This is a genomic window from Comamonas thiooxydans, from assembly GCF_000964545.1.
Lineage (GTDB): Bacteria > Pseudomonadota > Gammaproteobacteria > Burkholderiales > Burkholderiaceae_C > Comamonas > Comamonas thiooxydans.
Map to the genome: position 1 here is coordinate 242,467 of NZ_BBVD01000003.1, position 17,176 is coordinate 259,642.

Consider the following 17,176-nt stretch of genomic DNA (forward strand, 5'->3'; position numbering starts at 1 on the left):
CGGTCGTTGATGGAGTGAGCGACTCTTGCACTCAGATTTCCACCATTTCAAAATCTTCTTTGCGTGCACCGCATTCCGGGCATGTCCAGTTCATGGGCACATCTTCCCAGCGGGTGTTTGGAGCAATTCCATGTTCGGGGCAGCCTTGGGCTTCGTCATAAAGCCAGCCACAGGTCAAACACATCCAGGTTTTAGGGTCAGTCACAGCTTAAAGGGGCTTCACATAGAATGCAACGATTGTATCTAGTCACAACCCCGGCTCCCACCCTTGCATTCCCGGGTGCAAACTGGGGTGCGCCATGGCATTGAACCCCATCTCCTCCACTCCCCCTCGCCGCACCCGCCAGGAAGAAGCGACAGAATCAGCACCCGTCTGCGTGCTGTCTTTCAACAGCAGTGACCCCAGCGGAGCCAGCGGGCTCTCGGCCGACATCGCCACCATCTCCTCCATCGGCGGTCACGCACTGCCCGTGGCCTGCGGCGCCTACGCCAGAGACACGGCCCGCATCTACGAGCACTTTGCACTCGACGATGACGCGGTGACCGAGCAGGCGCGCATGGTGCTGGAGGACATTGCCGTCACCGCCATCAAGGTCGGCTTTGTAGGCAGCCCTGCCAACCTGGCCGCCATTGCCACTATCTCATCGGACTACCCCGACATTCCCATCATCAGCTACATGCCGGACCTGTCCTGGTGGGAGGACGACAAGCAGGATCAGTACCTGGATGCGTTCAAGGAGCTTGTCCTGCCTCAAACCTCGGTGTTGGTTGGAAACCACAACACGCTGTGGCGCTGGTTGCTGCCAGAATGGGAAAACAGCCGTGCGCCCACGGCGCGCGACATCGCCATGGCCGCCGAGGCGCTGGAAGTGCCTTATGTGCTGGTGACCGGCATCCCCCTGCCCGACCAGTTCGTGGACAACGTGCTGACCACGGCCCAGTCCGTATTGGGCAACAGCAAGTACGAGATGTTTGACGCCACGTTCACAGGTGCCGGTGATACGCTGTCCGCTGCGATTACGGCCCTGCTGGCCACCGGCAACGATCTGGGCGCCGCGACGCTGGAAGCGCTGGAATACCTGGACCACAGCCTGGATGCCGGCTTTCGCCCCGGCATGGGCCACTATCTGCCCGATCGCCTGTTCTGGGCCCAGCCCACCGAGGACGAGGAGTCCGAAGACGAGCAGGCCGAAGACGCCACCGATGACGAACCCGACTCCAAGCCGATTGAAGGCTTTGTGATTCCCTCTCATGACACAAAACACTGATCTGAATACTGCATTGTTCGAGCGCGCCAAGGGCGTGATCCCCGGCGGCGTGAACTCGCCCGTGCGCGCTTTCGCCGCCGTGGGCGGCACGCCCCGCTTCGTGAAACGTGCGCAAGGAGCTTATTTCTGGGACCAGAACGATCAGCAGTTCACCGACTACATCGGCAGCTGGGGCCCCATGATCCTGGGCCACGGCCACCCCGAAGTGGTCGAGGCCGTGCAGGCCGCCGTGCTCGAAGGCTTCAGCTTCGGCGCCCCCACCGAGCGCGAAGTCGTGCTGGCCGAGAAGATCCGCGCCCTCATGCCCAGCATGGACATGGTGCGCCTGGTCAGCTCCGGCACCGAAGCCGGCATGAGCGCGCTGCGCCTGGCGCGCGGCTACACGGGCCGCAACAAGATCATCAAGTTCAACGGCTGCTACCACGGCCATGCGGATGCCCTGCTGGTCAAGGCCGGCTCGGGTCTGGCCACCTTCGGCGCCTCTTCCTCGGCAGGCGTGCCTGCCGATGTGGCCAAGGACACCATCGTGCTGGAGTACAACGACGTTGCTCAGCTCGAAGAGGCCTTTGCCAAGATGGGCAGCGACATTGCCTGCGTCATCATGGAGCCGATTGCCGGCAATATGAACTTTGTGCGCGCCTCGGTGGACTTCACCCGTCGCATCTCCGAGCTGACCCGCGAGCATGGCGCGCTGCTGATCTATGACGAAGTCATGACGGGCTTCCGCGTCGCCCTGGGCAGCGCACAAAGCCTGTATGCCAAGGAAATCGAAGGCTTTGCGCCCGACATCACCGTGATGGGCAAGGTCATCGGCGGCGGCATGCCCATGGCTGCCTTCGGTGCCCGCCGCGAGATCATGGAAAAGCTCTCGCCGCTGGGCCCCGTCTACCAGGCCGGCACGCTGTCGGGCAACCCCATTGCCACGGCCTGCGGCCTGAAGACGCTGGAGCTGATCAGCCGCCCCGGCTTCCACGCCGAGCTGCACCTCAAGACCGGCCACCTGATGCAGGGCCTGAAGGCCGAAGCCAATGCCGCCGGCATTCCCTTCAGCGTGGACTGGCAAGGCGGACTGTTCGGCTTCTATTTCCTGCCCGAGCTGCCAACGCACTACGCCCAGGTCATGAAGACCGACGGCAAGGTCTTCAACAAGTTCTACCACGGCATGCTGGAGCGCGGTCATTACTTTGCCCCGGCGCTGTATGAGGCAGGCTTTGTCAGCGCGGCGCACAGCGACGAAGATATCGACCGCACCATAGAAGCGGCCCGCGAAGTGTTCAAGACACTGTAAATCCCTGCCCGCCCAACAGGCCCCGCAGACCATGTCTGCAGGGCTTTTTCATTGGTGGCGGCGGACTGCGCCTGCACCGGCTTCAGCCGCAGCGGCTCGGCGTTTCACAGCCACGTCATGGACGCTTGCCACGCTCGCGTTTTTGTCAGCAATGAAAGCACCATGACCGACGAATCCAGCAAGCCGACGCTGCACAACCTGCTCAAAGACACTGCCGCCGAAGCCAGTGACCTGAACCGCCGCCGCTTTGTGCGCCAGATGGCCTGGAGCGCCGGCGCTATGTCCGTTCTGCCGCTCGCGGCCTGCGGCGGCGGCGATGACAGCCAGACAGAGGCCAAGCCGGCCGACCCCGAAGTCCGCTTCGTCCATGGCCTGGCCAGCGGCGATCCGCTGTCCGACCGCGTGATGCTCTGGACCCGCGTCACCCCGCCCGCCGGCCACCAGGCAGACATTCCCGTGCAATGGGAGCTGGCCAGCGACGCGGCGTTCGTCTCCATCGTGGCGCGTGGCGAGAGCAGCGCCACCGCCGCCAGGGACTTCACGGTCAAGATCGATGCAGCCGGCCTCAAGCCAGCCACGGCCTACCACTTCCGCTTCCGCGCCTATGGCGTGACTTCGGCGGCAGCACGCACGCGCACCTTGCCCACCGGCTCGGTGGCCCAGGTCAGACTGGCTGTCTTCTCCTGCGCCAACTACCCGGCCGGCTACTTCAATGTATACGCCGATGCCGCCAGGCGCAGCGACCTGGACGCCACGGTACACCTGGGCGACTACATCTATGAATACGCGCGCGGCGGTTATGCCTCGGCCCAGGCCGAGGCTATGGGCCGCCTGGTCAATCCTGCCGGAGAAATTCTCTCGCTGGCCGACTACCGTGAGCGTCATGCCCAGTACAAGAGCGATGCCGACCTGCAGGCCCTGCATGCCGCCGCGCCCATGATTGCCATCTGGGACGACCACGAATTTGCCAACGACACCTGGAGTGCGGGAGCCGAGAATCACCAGCCCGGCGAGGGCGACTTCGCCATGCGCAAGGCGGCTGCCATGCAGGCCTACCACGAGTGGATGCCCACGCGTACCGCGAGCGCCGAGCTGATCTACCGCAGCTTCGACTTTGGCGATCTGGTCTCGCTGCACATGCTGGACACCCGCGTGATAGGCCGCGACAAGCAGCTGGACTATGCGGATTTCATGACCTCTGCCGGCATCGACTCGGCGGGCTTCGCCACGGCCATGGCCAACCCGTCGCGTCAGCTGCTGGGTCAGACCCAGACACAGTGGTTGCAGCAGCAGATGGCGGCCTCCCGTGCCATCTGGCAGGTGCTGGGCCAGCAGGTGCTGATGGGACGCATGAACATTCCCGCGCCCATACTCATGGAGACCATTCAAGCCGGTGCAGGCGTATCGGTCTCGCAGTACGCAGCGCTGGTTGCCAAGGCGCAGACCGCGCCGGCCACACTCACGCCTCAGGAGCAGGCCATCCTGGCCCAGCCCTCGATTCCCTACAACCTGGACGCCTGGGACGGATACCAGGCCGCGCGCGAGACCGTTCTGGGCTCCGCGCGTCAGCTCGGCAAGAAGCTGGTGGTGCTGGCCGGCGACACGCACAACGCCTGGGCCAGCGAGCTGCAGGACATGAACGGCAAGGCCGTGGGCGTGGAGTTTGCGACCTCCTCGGTCAGCTCGCCGGGCTTTGAGGAATACCTGCCGGGCGAAGACCCCGCTACGCTGGCCGCTGCGCTGCAGCAGCTCATCAAGCCGCTCAAATACTGCGACACCTCGCGCCGCGGCTATATGCTGGTGACGGCCACGGCAGATGCCTGCCGCGCCGACTGGGTATATGTGAACACCATCAGCAACCGCCAGTTCACCGCCAGCACCGAAGCCTCCATGAAAGTTCTGGCCAGCGCGCCGGGGCTGCTGGTCAAGGCCTGATCCCCGGGCCGGCAAGGCGGAACAAGCCCGCCCTCAGGGCCGCTGAAAAGCGGCTCTGGCGCGCTCCACTTCAGCTCTGGTGATGCAGCCCGGTGCATGGTCGTTGACCATGCCCATGGCCTGCATCAGCGCATACATGGTGGTCGGCCCGACAAACTTCCAGCCGCGCTTCTTGAGCTCCTTGGACAGGGTTTGCGACTCCGGCGTCTGGGCCTGAATGGTCGTGCCTGTCGATGGCACAGCAGGCTGATAGCGCCAGAAGAACGCGGCCAGAGAGCCTTCGGCCTGGACCATTTCGATGGCCCGCTGGGCGTTGTTGATCACGGCTTCGATCTTGCCGCGGTGGCGCACGATACCCGCGTCCTGCAACAGGCGCTGCACATCGGCCTCGCCGAACTGCGCCACGCGATGAAAATCGAAACCCGCAAAGGCCGCGCGAAAGTTCTCGCGCTTGTTGAGAATGGTCAGCCAGCTCAGGCCGGACTGAAAGCCTTCCAGACAGAGTTTCTCGAACAGGCGCTGATCGCTGCCCACCGGAAATCCCCATTCGCGGTCGTGATAGTGCACATAGCCCGGCGTGGCCAGACACCAGCGGCAGCGCTGCTGGCCGTCTTCGGCGGACTGGGTGGGGGAGCGGGTCGGCGTGGTCTCGATGGGTTCGGTACTCATGCCCAGCACTCTAACCAATGCAAAAGCCCTGCAGAGCGTTCCCTGCAGGGCTTTTATTTTGATAGCTTCTTGCGCTTGACATCAAATGATTTCAGATATTAAACATATTGAAATCAATGAATATCAAGCGCTAACAGCTCACTTTTTATCTGCCTGGGCCAGGCGCGAATGGCGCATGCCATAGGCCATATAGATCACCGCACCAAGCGCCATCCAGCCCACAAAGCGCAACCAGGTCAGCGTGGTCAGATTCAGCATCAGATAAAAGCACAGCAGAGCCGAGAGCACTGGCAGCACAGGCACAAAAGGCACGCGGTAGCCGGCTCCGGCGTCGGGACGCTTTTTGCGCAGCACCAGCACGCCGATGCTGACCAGCACAAAGGCCGACAGCGTGCCGATGTTGATCATCTCCTCCAGCAGCTCCACCTTGGTAAAGCCTGCCAGCAGCGCCACGATCACGCCCACAGCCAGTTGCAGGCGAACCGGCGTCTTGCGCCTGGCCGATGTCACACCCCAGCTGCGCGGCAGCAGGCCGTCGCGGCACAAGGCCAGCAAGACGCGCGAGCTGCCCATCAGCAGCACCATGACCACGGTGGTCATGCCGATCAGCACGCCGACCGAGATGACCTGCGCCGCCCAGCCGGCGCCCACGGCAATGAATGCAGTGGCCAGCGACGGGTTCTCGGCCCTGGCCAGCGCCGTATAGGGCACCATGCCGGTCAGCGCCAGCGTGACCAGGATGTAGAGTACCGTCACCAGCACCAGCCCGCCGAGAATGCCGCGTGGCAGCGTGCGCTGCGGGTCCTTGACCTCTTCGGCCGAGGTTGCCACCACATCAAAGCCCAGGAAGGCGAAGAACACCAGCGATGCGCCCGAGATCACACCCAGCCAGCCATACTGGCTGGGCTCGGCACCGAACAACCAGGCCAGCATGGGCTGCCCCCACAGGTCACCGCTTACGCCATGAGCCACCACGGGCGGCTGTGCACTGGGTACAAAAGGCCTGAAGTTGTCGGTGTTCATATAGGTGAAGCCGACGACGATCACAAACACGGTGATCGCCAGCTTGATGACGGTGAACAGGTTGTTGACCTTGGCCGAGACCTGGGTGCCTGCAATCAGCAGGGCCGTGAACACGGCCACGATGAAGAACGGCCCCCAGTTCAGCGAGAAGCCGCCGACCTCGACACTCTGCGCGATCTCCAGCCCTGCCGTGGAGAACACGGCCGACAGATAGATGCCCCAGTACTTGGCCAGCACGGCAGCAGCCGAGATCATCTCCAGCAGCAGATTCCAGCCAATGATCCAGGCCAGGCCCTCACCCAGCGTCAGATAGGTATAGGTATAGGCGCTACCCGTGACGGGCACGGTGGAGGCGAACTCCGCATAGCACATGATGGCCAGCGCGCAGGTCGCCGCCGCCAGAATGAAGGAGAAAATCACGGCCGGCCCGGCAAAGCTGCCGGCTGCGCGAGCCCCCACCGAGAAGATCCCCGCGCCCACGGCCACGGCCAGGCCCAGAATCATCAGATCGAAAACACCCAGCGTGCGCTGGAGCTGCCGGCCCGGCTCGTCGGAATCGGCCAGCGCCTGTTCAATGGTTTTGGTTTTCAGCCACTGCATGCATATCCCCGGGCTCTTAGCCACGCTTTTGGCGCGGCGTCTTCGGCCCGGTCCTTTTTGTCAAAAAGGCATCCTAGGGATTTCACCAATGATGCGCAGATTCCCTGCAGCATCACCAGTCCATCTGCATGTTTTGTGCAGGCCCGGCTGCACACCCATCTCAAAACAGACTAGTCAGGCCCGCGCTTCACGAAGCCTGCACCGCGCACAAAAATCGCGCTGCAGTCCTGCATGCAAGCGAGCACTGACGCAGGATTCAAAAAAGGCCCGAGGCAGAGCAATCCTGCCCGGCTCAGATGCGCGGAGGCTGCGGCGGCACATCGGCCGGGCGAATCAGCAGGCAGAGCACTGGCACCAGCAGCAGCGCAGTGACCACATCCAGCACATGGTGCTGATGCACCAGCATGGTTGAGGCACAGATTGCCGCGCTCCATAGCGCAATCAGCAGACACAGCCCCCAGCGACCACGCTGCCATTGCGCCTGGCAGATGGCCAGACAGGTCAGCGCCGTGTAGACGATGTGCAAAGAGGGCAGCAGGTTGTGCGGCTTGTCCACAAAGAACATGGTCGCAAAAATGCTGCGATAGGGCTCGAATTCGGGAATCGCGCGCTCGAAGGCCAAATTTGCCGGAAACAGCACGAAGATCAGACCGCAGATCAGCGTACCCAACACCTGGCGCTTGCCCAGCGCCGCCGTGCCGGGCTGCCCCACCAGCCAGAACGGCAGGGCCAGAAACGGGAAAAACGAGAAATAGACAAAGATGAATTCCGGCACCAGCGGAATCATGGCGTCCCAGCGCGTGATGAAGTCATAGCGCTGGTCGCGCAGGCTGGCCAGCCAGTTGGCCGTGGGATAGATCGCGTAGGTGGCGATATTCACCCATATGGCCCAGAAGACAAAGCCACGCTGGCGAGCCGGACCAGCCCCGGATCCGTGGACTGCCTGATCGGCGGGACGAAGAGCGGGAGCACGCGCGGGTTTTGCCATGAGCGGATTATGAAAGCAAGGCCGGCCACCCTGCGTAGGCTGCAAAACAAAAAAGGCTAGCAGCGCAAAGCGCTGGCAGCCTTGGAATTCACGAAGGATCTCAGCAACCGTGCTTATTGAGCCGCAGCCGATGGCACCTGAGCCGACAGCACCCAACGGGCCATCTGCATAGAATCGGCCTCGCTGATTTGCGGGTGGCGCGGCATGATCACATTGCCCCAGACACCCACGCTGCCGCTGCGAATCTTGTCTGCCAGATAGCTCTGGGCATCGGCTTGCGAGCCGTACTTCTGTGCGATCTCCGTAAAGCCCGGGCCCACAAATTTGCGGTCCAGACCATGGCAGCGCATGCAATCTGCGCCCTCCACCAGCTTTCGGGCCGCCGCCAGCTCGGGCTTGGCAGCCACCAGCGCATCCGCCGCCTTCTCGGCCGTGCTGACCCGCATGATGCGCCAGCCGATATTGGCCACGCCCAGGGCCGACGCCAGCATGACCAGCCCGATCAGCCAGCCAATCCAGCGCGGCCTGGGCGGATAGTTTTCTTCGTCGTCGATGGGATCTGTCATACCAAGCACCAGATTCAAAAAAAGAATGGCCAGCAAATGCCGGCCACAGAGCACAAAGCACAAAACTGGCGCACCCTAAAACCAGAGACACCAAGGAAGCGCCGTCGCGCACCGAGGGTGTCGTCCCCCTCCGGCGCAAAGCGAGAGAGGGGGAAGGCGCGATAGCGCCTCAGGGGGAGCAATTAGTGCCTGAAATGGCGCACGCCGGTGAACACCATGGCCACGCCACGCTCGTTGGCAGCATCGATCACTTCCTGATCGCGCATGGAGCCGCCAGGCTGGGCCACGCAGGTAGCGCCTGCATCGACCACCACGTCCAGGCCGTCGCGGAAGGGGAAGAAGGCATCCGACGCCACGACGGTGTTCTGCAGCGACAGCTTGGCGGCTTCGGCCTTGATGGAGGCAATGCGGGCCGAATCCAGGCGCGACATCTGACCTGCGCCCACGCCCATGGTCATGCCGTTCTTGCAGAAGACGATGGCATTGGACTTGACGAACTTGGCCACGTTCCAGGCGAACAGCAAGTCCTGAAGCTCTTCGGGGGTAGGCTGCTTGACGGTCACGACCTTGAGGTCGGCCAGCTTGAGCTCATGGTTGTCCGAGGTCTGCAGCAGCAGGCCCGAGCCGATGCGCTTGGACTCGATGGCGTTGCGGCCGTTGTCCCAGTCGGTTGCGCCGCCGGCGGGCAGAGCGATCTTCATCAGGCGCACATTGACCTTGGCCTTGAATATTTCCAGGGCTTCGGCGCTGAACTCGGGAGCCATCAGCACTTCGACGAACTGCTTGGACACGGCTTCGGCAGCAGCCTTGTCCACAGGGCGGTTGAAGGCGATGATGCCGCCAAACGCGCTGGTGGGGTCGGTCTGGAAGGCCTTGGAATAGGCTTCGAAGGCGTTGGCACCCACGGCCACGCCGCAGGGGTTGGCGTGCTTGACGATCACGCAGGCAGGGGTGTCAAAGCTCTTGACGCATTCCCAGGCCGCATCGGCGTCGGCGATATTGTTGTAGCTCAGCTCCTTGCCCTGCAGCTGCACGCCCGTGGCCAGCGAGCCGGGAGCGGGGTACAGGTCGCGGTACCAGGCGGCTTGCTGGTGGCTGTTTTCACCGTAGCGCAGATCCTGCACCTTGATGAAATGGCCGTTGGACTGGCCGCCGAACAAGGCGCGCTCGGGCACATATTCTTCGCTGAGCTTTTCGTCTTCGAACTTGACGCTAGACAGGTAGTCGCTGATCGCTCCGTCATACTGGGCAATGCGGTTGAAGGCCGCCACGGACAACGCAAAACGCAGCTTGTCGGACAGCTTGCCGTTCGCCTTGAGTTCGGCCAGCACGGCTTCGTACTGGTCGGCGGCGGTCAGAACGCCCACATCCTTCCAGTTCTTGGCAGCGGAACGCACCATGGCGGGGCCGCCGATATCGATGTTCTCGATGGCGTCGGCCAGGGTGCAGCCGGCCTTGGCCACGGTAGCTTCGAAGGGGTAGAGATTGACCACCAGCAGGTCGATGGTCTCGATGCCATGCTCCTTCAAAGCAGCCATGTGCTCGGGCAGTTCGCGGCGAGCCAGCAGACCACCGTGCACCATGGGGTGCAGGGTCTTGACGCGGCCGTCCAGCATCTCGGGGAACTTGGTGACTTCGGCGACTTCGGTCACGGGCAGGCCCTTGTCGGCCAGCAGCTTGGCGGTGCCACCGGTGGACAGCAGTTGCACGCCAAGAGCGTGCAGGGCTTGCGCAAATTCGACGATACCGGTCTTGTCAGAGACGGAGATCAGAGCTTTCATGGGCGTCAATTCAAAGTTTGGATAAAAACAAGCTGCAAGTGCAGATACATCAAGCGCTTGCAGCTATGGATTTGGTAGCTTCGTCGTTCAGAGCAATTCGTGATCGACGAGCTTTTTGCGCAGGGTGTTGCGATTCAGGCCCAGCCATTCGGCGGCGCGCGACTGGTTGTTGTCGGCCTGGCCCATCACCACTTCCAGCAGCGGTTTTTCGACAAGACGAATCACCATGTCGTAGACATTGGCCGGTGTTTCGCCCTCGAGATCGCGGAAATAGCCCTCCAGGCTATCGCGAACGACTTGTTCTAAATTCTGATTGCTCATGCAGCCATTTCTGCCGGTTCGTCCAGCTCGCTGCTTGCTTCAGCAGCGGCCGTGGCCGCCGGGATCCGCTCCATCTGCTGCCCCAAGGCATCCAGATAGTCGGCCACGGCCTGCCATTGCACCGCACAGTCCTCAATAGTGTTGATGTGTTTTCTGAACTCTTCCCCGCCCGGCAGAGCTCGCAGATACCACGCAATATGCTTGCGGGCGCTGCGCACGCCGACTCCCTCGCCATACAGGCTGTAGTGATCTTGCAAATGTTCGAGCAGCAGACGACGCAGCTCGGCCACCAGAGGAGGAGCCAGATGCTCGCCGGTGGCCAGAAAGTGCGCGATCTCGCGAAAGATCCACGGCCTGCCCTGGGCTGCACGGCCGACCATGATGGCGTCCGCCCCCGTATAGGCCAGCACATCGCGGGCCTTTTCGGGACTGTTGACATCGCCATTGGCCACCACGGGCACTTTGACGGCCTGCTTGACGGCCGCAATCGTGTCGTACTCGGCAAAGCCCTTGTAGCCCTGCTCGCGCGTGCGGCCGTGCACGGTCAGCATCTGGATGCCGACATCTTCAAACTGGCGCGCCAGCAGAACTGCGTTCTTGTGCGTATCGCACCAGCCTGTGCGCATCTTCAGGGTGACGGGCACGTTGTAGGGACGTGCGGCCTCCACCACGGCCTGGGCAATTTCCACGGCCAGCGGCTCGTTCTGCATCAGGGCGGAACCCGCCCATTTGTTGCAGACCTTCTTGGCCGGACAGCCCATGTTGATATCGATGATCTGCGCGCCGCGCTCGATGTTGTAGATGGCAGCCTCGGCCATCATGGGCGCTTCGGTGCCGGCAATCTGGACCGAGATCGGCCCAGGCTCGCCTTCATGGTTGGCACGGCGACTGGTCTTGAGACTGTTCCACAAATCCTTGCGGCTGGTCACCATCTCGCTGACCGCGTAACCGGCCCCCAGTGCCTTGCACAGCTGACGAAACGGCCGGTCCGTCACACCCGCCATGGGAGCGACAAACAGACGATTTGCCAATGGAATATGACCAATGTGCAGGGCGGGCATGGAGAGAATTTGGTTTCTGCGGCAGGCAATGTCTGGCACAGACCGGGCGCTGGAAAAGAGGGGGCAATTATACCTGCTCAAATTTTCAGCAAAACCAAACTCCATGCATCACCCTGCGAGGCGAGTCACTATCGGGCAATGCAGCACCGGCGTCTCAGTTTTTACGCACCGGCATGTCAAAGTACTGCTCGGGATAGGGCTCGCTGACCAGCGTGTAATGCCACCACTCCTCTGGCAGGTTCTTCCATCCGTTGCGCTGCATCAGGCTGCGCAGCCAGCGGCGGTTGTGCTGCACATCCGGCGATTGCTGGGCATTGTCGGTATGCGACTGCTCGTCAAATAGATCGAAGGGCGTTCCCATGTCCACTTCGATACCGTCGGCCAGCGGGCCACGCACCAGCTTTCTGGCGCGCTTGGCATCCACTACCAGCAGCGTCATGTCCACGGTGCTGGCACGGCTGTGACCCGATTTCTCGGCGATGTAGCCACGCTTGAAGAGCTCGCTCTTGGGCACGCGCGGGTAATACATGTCCTTGTTTTTCTGATCGGCCATATCGCGACCCCAGCGCACAAAGTCGTCGACGGCCGCCTGGGGTCGGTAACAGTCATAGACCTTCAGAGCCAGCCCCTGTCCAGCCAGTTCCTCTTGAACAGCTGCCAGAGATTCGGCAGCCACGCGGCTGAGCCAGCAAACCCCGGCTTCATAGCCAGCCACGGGGCGGCCCATGAAGTTGTGCTTGGAGACATAGCGCATGTCCTGCTTGATGCCGGGCGCCAGCGTCGCCAGCGGCACCAGATCGGCAGTCACGGTGACCGCTGGTCTGGCATCAGACGGCGCGATGGTCTTTATGTTCGGTGCGCAACCAGCTATCAAAAGCAAAGCGACTGCCAGGGCTGCTGCCTGACTCGATCGCATCATTTTTTTTTGAGGGCTGAAAGCCATTCCTACTCCCATTGATCTGGCGTTACCGGATAACACCTGTGTACGCATTTGGATAAGAAACCATATATCAACAGCCTGCAACTATGGCCGATGACCGAGAAATGACAGGATGCAAAGTTCAGGGAATTGAGCGACCCGCCTAAACTAGCCGCCCTATGGAAGCGTGGATACATCAGTTGCTGCAATGGCTGGCCCTGCCGGAGCTGGGCCTTAGCACCGTGTTTGTCGTGGCCCTGGTCTCGGCCACCCTGCTGCCGCTGGGCTCTGAGCCCGTGGTGGCCGCACTGGTCTCAGCCAACCCCGATCTGTTCTGGCCCGCCATTGTGGTCGCCACGGCGGGCAACACGCTGGGTGGGGCCATCAGCTGGTGGATGGGACTGGCCGCCAACCAGGCCTGGAACAAGGCCAAAAAGCTGCGCCGACATGGAGAGCCGCCGCCCCAGAACATGCACCACAAGTCACGCTGGAACCGCATCGCCCGTTACTGGCTGCGCAAATACGGCGCCAAGGCCTGCCTGCTGAGCTGGCTGCCCGTCGTCGGCGACCCGCTATGCGCGGTCGCCGGCTGGGTGCGCCTGCCTTTCTGGCCCTGCGTCGCCTATATGGCAGTTGGAAAATTCCTGCGCTATACCTTGATGACGGCAGGCCTGCACCAGATCATTCAGCGCTTTGTTTAGATCCATCTCAAGGCAGAAACGAGGGCGTCAGCAGACGCAATCCCAGCGAAAACCAGCGCTGATTGCCTTCGCCAATGCGGTTGCCGTATGTGGCATCAATCTGCACCCTGTCCGGCACGACCCAGTAACGCATGCCCACCTGCACCAAAGGCTTGCCCGAGCCCTGTCCATAAGTCTCGGCAATCAGCCAGGTGCGCTCCCGCAACTGGGTCTCGCTGCCCAAGCCCCAGGTCAGATGATTGCTGCGCGTACCCTGCTCGCGCAGCCAGCCCAAATTGGTGTGCAACACCACTTTGTCATCAGCCAGCGACCAGCTGACGGGCACATAGGCATACATATCGTGACCGCCACCCGCATCGCGACGCGGGTCGCGCGACATGCCTGCAGCCAGCCCCCAACCCCAGCCATTGGTCTCCAGCGTCTTGAACAGTGTCTTGCCCTGAAGCATCTGTGCGCTGCCACGCGTGCTGCCGCTTTCACGGCTCAAAGCCCCTCCCATGGTCAATTCCAGGTTGCCGGTGAAATTGCAGGCCGGCTGCGCCCAGAACTCGGTATGTCCTTTGGGGCTTTTGACCCAGCTCTCAAGCTGGCAGGCTTTGGCATCGACGATGCGCGCATCATCAGTATTCATAGGGCGGGCCGCGTAGGCCGCCGTGGCCAGAGTTGCAACCGCTACCGGCAGCAGCTTGTGTAAAAACATGAGTTCCCTCCCTGCTATGTGCTTTATTCAGAGGCGTGGCTCTGCGGCAATCAACCGCTTGGCAGAAGATTAGCGCAGCACTGTGACACAGCTTGGGCAGCCCGACAATCCAAGTGTTTTTCTGACTTAGTCCTTGTACGACAAGTACATGAAGCTATTGATTGATGAGCAACAAAAATAGCCCGCAGCATTCGCGCGCATTCCGATGACCGTTTCCGCGGTCTGCTCCACCGGCAGCCCCCTAAGACAGACATGCGGGCTCAATCCACCTTCAGACCAAGACTCCGGGTCACCACGGCATAGCGGTCCATGTCTGCAAGAATCTGTGCCCCGAATTGAGCTGGGGACTGCTGCACCAGCGTATAGCCCTGCTTCTGCAGAGACTCCTGCATCTGGGGATCGGCCTGAATCTGCACCAACACTGCGTGCAACTTTTTCACAATCGGCTCCGGCGTGGCTGCCGGCGCCAGCACTCCATGCCACTGCTCCACGGCAAAAGCCTTGACGCCTTGCTCCGCCACCGTGGGCACATCGGGCAGTTGAGCCACACGCTCCGGCGCAGTGACGGCAATGGCACGCACCCGCCCCGAGCCCATCAAAGCGACGGCACTGCTGGCCGTCACCACACCCAGCGAGACCTGATCGGCAGCCACTGCGGTAATGGCAGGACCGCAGCCCTTGAACGGAATATGCTGCAACCGCACGTGCGCTGCCTGCCCCAGCATCTCACCCGCCATATGCTGGGGCGTGCCATTGCCGCAACTGGCAAAGGCCAGAGGTCGCTCCTCCGATGCCTGCGCCAATGCATCCGCAAGGCTATGAATGCTGCTGTGCTCCGGCACCACAAGCACTGAAGCAATAGTGCCGGCATTGAAAACCGCCTTGAAGTCCTGGCGTGGATCAAAGTCCAGCTGCTGATACACACCGGGGTTGATGGCAAACGAGCTGTTGGCCATGAGCAGCGTGGCGCCGTCGGGTGCTGCCTCGGCCACTGCGCTCGCGCCGATATTGCCGCTGGCGCCGGGCCGGTTCTCCACCACCACGGACTGGCCCAAACGCTGCTGCATGGCCGCGCCCAGACGGCGCGCCAACAGGTCCGTGCCACCGCCTGGCGGAAAGGTCACAACAATGGTGATGGGCTTTTCAAAACGGACTACCGCCGTGCCCGCACGGGCATGCCAAACCCCCGCAGCCGTCACCGCCAGCGCTGCAGCAACCAGTACTGCCCGGCTGCGGCGCCACTTCAGCATGGCCTTCATCAATGCACCCCTAAAACAAGGGGCCGCAAGCAAGCGCCGCTGCGAAGCGAGGCTGTCCCTCTCCCATGGAGGGAAGCGGCAAAGCCGCTCAGGAGGTAGGCCATCAAGCGTCCAGACCTATATCGAGCACGCGCGCACTGTGCGTGAGCCAGCCCACGGCAATCTGATCCACGCCCGTGGCGGCCACGGCAGCTGCAGTTTCGGGGGTAATACGCCCCGAGGCTTCGGTGATGGCCCGGCCCTTGCACATACCGACCGCAGTGCGCAAATCATCCAAGCCCATATTGTCCAGCAGCACTACATCCACGCCCAGTTGCAGCGCAACATCCAGCTGGGCCAGCGTATCCACTTCCAGCTCGATCTTGACCATATGTCCCACGCCGGCACGAGCACGCCCCACAGCCGTGGCGACATCGCCGGCCAGTGCAATATGGTTGTCCTTGATGAGTACGGCGTCGTCCAGGCCAAAACGGTGGTTGCTGCCGCCACCGACACGCACGGCGTACTTCTGCAAGGCTCGCAGGCCCGGCATGGTCTTGCGCGTACAGGTCACTCGGGTGCCGAAGGGCTTGATGGCCTCGGCAATCGAATGCGTGGCGCTGGCCACGCCGCTGAGATGGCAAAGGTAGTTGAGCGCCGTACGCTCGGCCGTGAGAATGGCTCGGCTTTTGCCACGAATGCGAGCGATCTCCATGCCTGGCTGCAGCAGCGTGCCGTCTGCGCAGCGGACGTCAAACTCCATGCGAGCATCCATCAGCACAAAGGCCAGACGTGCCAGATCAAGGCCGGCCAAGATGCCATCCTGCCTGGCCACCAGACGCAACTCGCCCATCGCATCGGCAGGAACAATGGTGTCGGTGGTCAAGTCTGCGGCGCGTCCCAGATCTTCCAGCAAGGCCATGCGTACCAGCGGCTCCAGCATTACATCGGGCAGGGATGGGACGGGCAAGGCTGCAATTTTATTAATGCTCATTTTGAGTATTTTTAGTTCAATAAAAAACGCAAAGACTTCCAGATCGCTTTCAGGCCTTACGCAAACGGACTTATGCTAAATCTGAGCATTATTTAAGTCAAGCCGCTCCTGCAGTTAAAACAGTACTCCATCCAAAGAGTGGTTCAGGGGCTAATGACTTCTTGCCAGCGGCAGCTTGTTGCCAGCAATGGCGCGCTCCAGCATTACATTGCGTCGGAAGCGGAACAGCTTGGCCGGGCGGCCCGCACCTACGGCCGTCATCTGGCCTGTTTCCTCAACCAGCGCCTGCTGCTCGATCAGGCGCCGGAAGTTCTGCTTGTGCAAGCCGCGCCCCGCCAACGCCTCCACCGTCTGTTGCAACTGCAGCAACGAGAATTCCTCGGGCATCAGTTCAAACACCACGGGCCGATATTTGATCTTGGCGCGCAAACGGGCCATGCCGGTAGCCAGAATGCGGCGGTGATCATTACTCATGGCGGCACCGGGCAGCAATTCGGCCGCGCGTGCCTCATCACCCTCGCCCCAGGCTTCGGGCACCACACCTGCCTCAAACAGAAGCTCGTAGCGCTGCAGAACCAGCTCCTCGTTCCATTCGTGCTCATCCAGGCCAAAAGTCATTGAAGCTCTTTGCCAGCGTGCGCTTCTAGCTACACTATCTGAAGCAGCTTCGCTCCAGACATGCAGCGCTGGCGCAATGCGCTCGGCAATCACGCCGGGCATCCCGTCGCGCCAGTCCTCCCAGGGAAAGTAGCGGTACCAGTCCTGCCAGCCCGGCTGTGCGGCACCGGCCTCATCCAGTTCCTGAGTCAGCGCCAGATAGCTGATGGAGATGACATGCATGCCCAGCTGCTGCGAGCGCTCCCGGTCTGCGAAGGTGTAGAGCTGCTCCACAAAGCCCAGAGGATGGTGGGTCTGCTTCTCCACCCAGGCACGCAAGCTGGCCTGCAGCGAGCGGTGATTGCTGGTAAAAGGCCCGGCAGGCAAGGCTTGCCCGGACCCGGTGGTCAGGATACGGGGCTGGCCACCCGTGACGGCAACCAGCACTGCCACCAGATCGGCCTGCACGGAATGCAGTTCGGAATTGTTCAAACCACTCAAAAGCTATGAAGACGAGGACAGGGAGG

Annotated in this window: 17 protein-coding genes; 4 read left to right on the top strand and 13 right to left on the bottom strand. The window is 62.0% G+C overall.

The genetic code is table 11. The features are described 5' to 3' along the window. Window positions 1-31: 31 nt before the first annotated feature. Window positions 32-184, bottom strand: coding sequence for a rubredoxin (locus Cth01_RS04865; RefSeq protein ID WP_034399566.1), 153 nt, complete (start codon window positions 182-184; stop codon window positions 32-34). Window positions 185-299: 115 nt separating this feature from the next. On the opposite strand from Cth01_RS04865, the gene thiD reads away from it, so the two are divergent. The 3 genes from thiD (at window position 300) to Cth01_RS04880 (ending at window position 4,491) form a co-directional block, all read left to right on the top strand. Next, window positions 300-1,268, top strand: coding sequence for a bifunctional hydroxymethylpyrimidine kinase/phosphomethylpyrimidine kinase (thiD, locus tag Cth01_RS04870; protein ID WP_012839730.1), 969 nt, complete (start codon window positions 300-302; stop codon window positions 1,266-1,268). Next, complete coding sequence (hemL, locus tag Cth01_RS04875; protein ID WP_034353945.1) at window positions 1,252-2,556, top strand: glutamate-1-semialdehyde 2,1-aminomutase; 1,305 nt, start codon at window positions 1,252-1,254, stop codon at window positions 2,554-2,556. The genes thiD and hemL overlap by 17 nt, the downstream gene beginning before the upstream one ends. A 162-nt stretch (window positions 2,557-2,718) precedes the next feature. Then, entirely contained in the window at window positions 2,719-4,491 is a 1,773-nt protein-coding gene (locus tag Cth01_RS04880; RefSeq protein ID WP_045838679.1) for an alkaline phosphatase D family protein, read from the top strand. Window positions 4,492-4,524: 33 nt separating this feature from the next. Here Cth01_RS04880 and Cth01_RS04885 read toward each other — a convergent pair whose 3' ends face one another. The 8 genes from Cth01_RS04885 to Cth01_RS04920 all read right to left on the bottom strand — a co-directional run bounded on the left by Cth01_RS04885 (window position 4,525) and on the right by Cth01_RS04920 (window position 12,308). Next, window positions 4,525-5,160, bottom strand: a complete 636-nt coding sequence (locus tag Cth01_RS04885) for a DNA-3-methyladenine glycosylase I (protein ID WP_034378230.1) — start codon at window positions 5,158-5,160, stop codon at window positions 4,525-4,527. A 138-nt stretch (window positions 5,161-5,298) separates the two neighbouring features. Then, the gene (locus Cth01_RS04890; protein ID WP_045838641.1) at window positions 5,299-6,783 is read right to left on the bottom strand and encodes an amino acid permease; all 1,485 of its coding nucleotides are present in this window, start codon (window positions 6,781-6,783) and stop codon (window positions 5,299-5,301) included. A gap of 292 nt (window positions 6,784-7,075) precedes the next feature. Continuing rightward, window positions 7,076-7,771, bottom strand: coding sequence for a phosphatase PAP2 family protein (locus Cth01_RS04895; RefSeq protein WP_233425105.1), 696 nt, complete (start codon window positions 7,769-7,771; stop codon window positions 7,076-7,078). A 113-nt stretch (window positions 7,772-7,884) separates the two neighbouring features. Then, window positions 7,885-8,337 (bottom strand): c-type cytochrome, encoded by a 453-nt coding sequence (locus Cth01_RS04900; RefSeq protein ID WP_045838680.1) that lies wholly within the window; start codon window positions 8,335-8,337, stop codon window positions 7,885-7,887. Window positions 8,338-8,519: 182 nt separating this feature from the next. Next, entirely contained in the window at window positions 8,520-10,118 is a 1,599-nt protein-coding gene (gene purH, locus Cth01_RS04905; RefSeq protein WP_045838643.1) for a bifunctional phosphoribosylaminoimidazolecarboxamide formyltransferase/IMP cyclohydrolase, read from the bottom strand. Between the two features lie 87 nt (window positions 10,119-10,205). Next, window positions 10,206-10,439, bottom strand: a complete 234-nt coding sequence (locus Cth01_RS04910; protein ID WP_003071135.1) for a Fis family transcriptional regulator — start codon at window positions 10,437-10,439, stop codon at window positions 10,206-10,208. Continuing rightward, window positions 10,436-11,500: a tRNA dihydrouridine synthase DusB gene (gene dusB, locus Cth01_RS04915; RefSeq protein ID WP_003071134.1), complete on the bottom strand. Its 1,065-nt coding sequence runs from the start codon at window positions 11,498-11,500 to the stop codon at window positions 10,436-10,438. Before dusB ends, Cth01_RS04910 begins: the two co-directional genes overlap by 4 nt. A gap of 154 nt (window positions 11,501-11,654) precedes the next feature. Continuing rightward, complete coding sequence (locus Cth01_RS04920; protein ID WP_034353957.1) at window positions 11,655-12,308, bottom strand: M15 family metallopeptidase; 654 nt, start codon at window positions 12,306-12,308, stop codon at window positions 11,655-11,657. Window positions 12,309-12,598: 290 nt separating this feature from the next. On the opposite strand from Cth01_RS04920, the gene Cth01_RS04925 reads away from it, so the two are divergent. Further along, complete coding sequence (locus tag Cth01_RS04925; RefSeq protein WP_045838644.1) at window positions 12,599-13,120, top strand: YqaA family protein; 522 nt, start codon at window positions 12,599-12,601, stop codon at window positions 13,118-13,120. A 7-nt stretch (window positions 13,121-13,127) separates the two neighbouring features. On the opposite strand, the gene Cth01_RS04930 is transcribed toward Cth01_RS04925, so the two are convergent. From Cth01_RS04930 to Cth01_RS04945, 4 genes are all read right to left on the bottom strand, one after another. Then, on the bottom strand, window positions 13,128-13,820 hold the full coding sequence (locus Cth01_RS04930; protein WP_045838645.1) for a PA4824 family protein: 693 nt from the start codon (window positions 13,818-13,820) through the stop codon (window positions 13,128-13,130). Between the two features lie 260 nt (window positions 13,821-14,080). After that, the gene (locus tag Cth01_RS04935; protein ID WP_139032052.1) at window positions 14,081-15,079 is read right to left on the bottom strand and encodes a tripartite tricarboxylate transporter substrate binding protein; all 999 of its coding nucleotides are present in this window, start codon (window positions 15,077-15,079) and stop codon (window positions 14,081-14,083) included. Between the two features lie 103 nt (window positions 15,080-15,182). Continuing rightward, window positions 15,183-16,052 carry a carboxylating nicotinate-nucleotide diphosphorylase gene (gene nadC, locus Cth01_RS04940; RefSeq protein ID WP_034378190.1) on the bottom strand — a complete coding sequence of 290 codons (870 nt, stop codon included), beginning with the start codon at window positions 16,050-16,052 and terminating at the stop codon, window positions 15,183-15,185. A gap of 150 nt (window positions 16,053-16,202) precedes the next feature. Then, window positions 16,203-17,141 carry an NUDIX hydrolase gene (locus tag Cth01_RS04945; RefSeq protein ID WP_034396481.1) on the bottom strand — a complete coding sequence of 313 codons (939 nt, stop codon included), beginning with the start codon at window positions 17,139-17,141 and terminating at the stop codon, window positions 16,203-16,205. Between the last annotated feature and the right edge of the window lie 35 nt (window positions 17,142-17,176).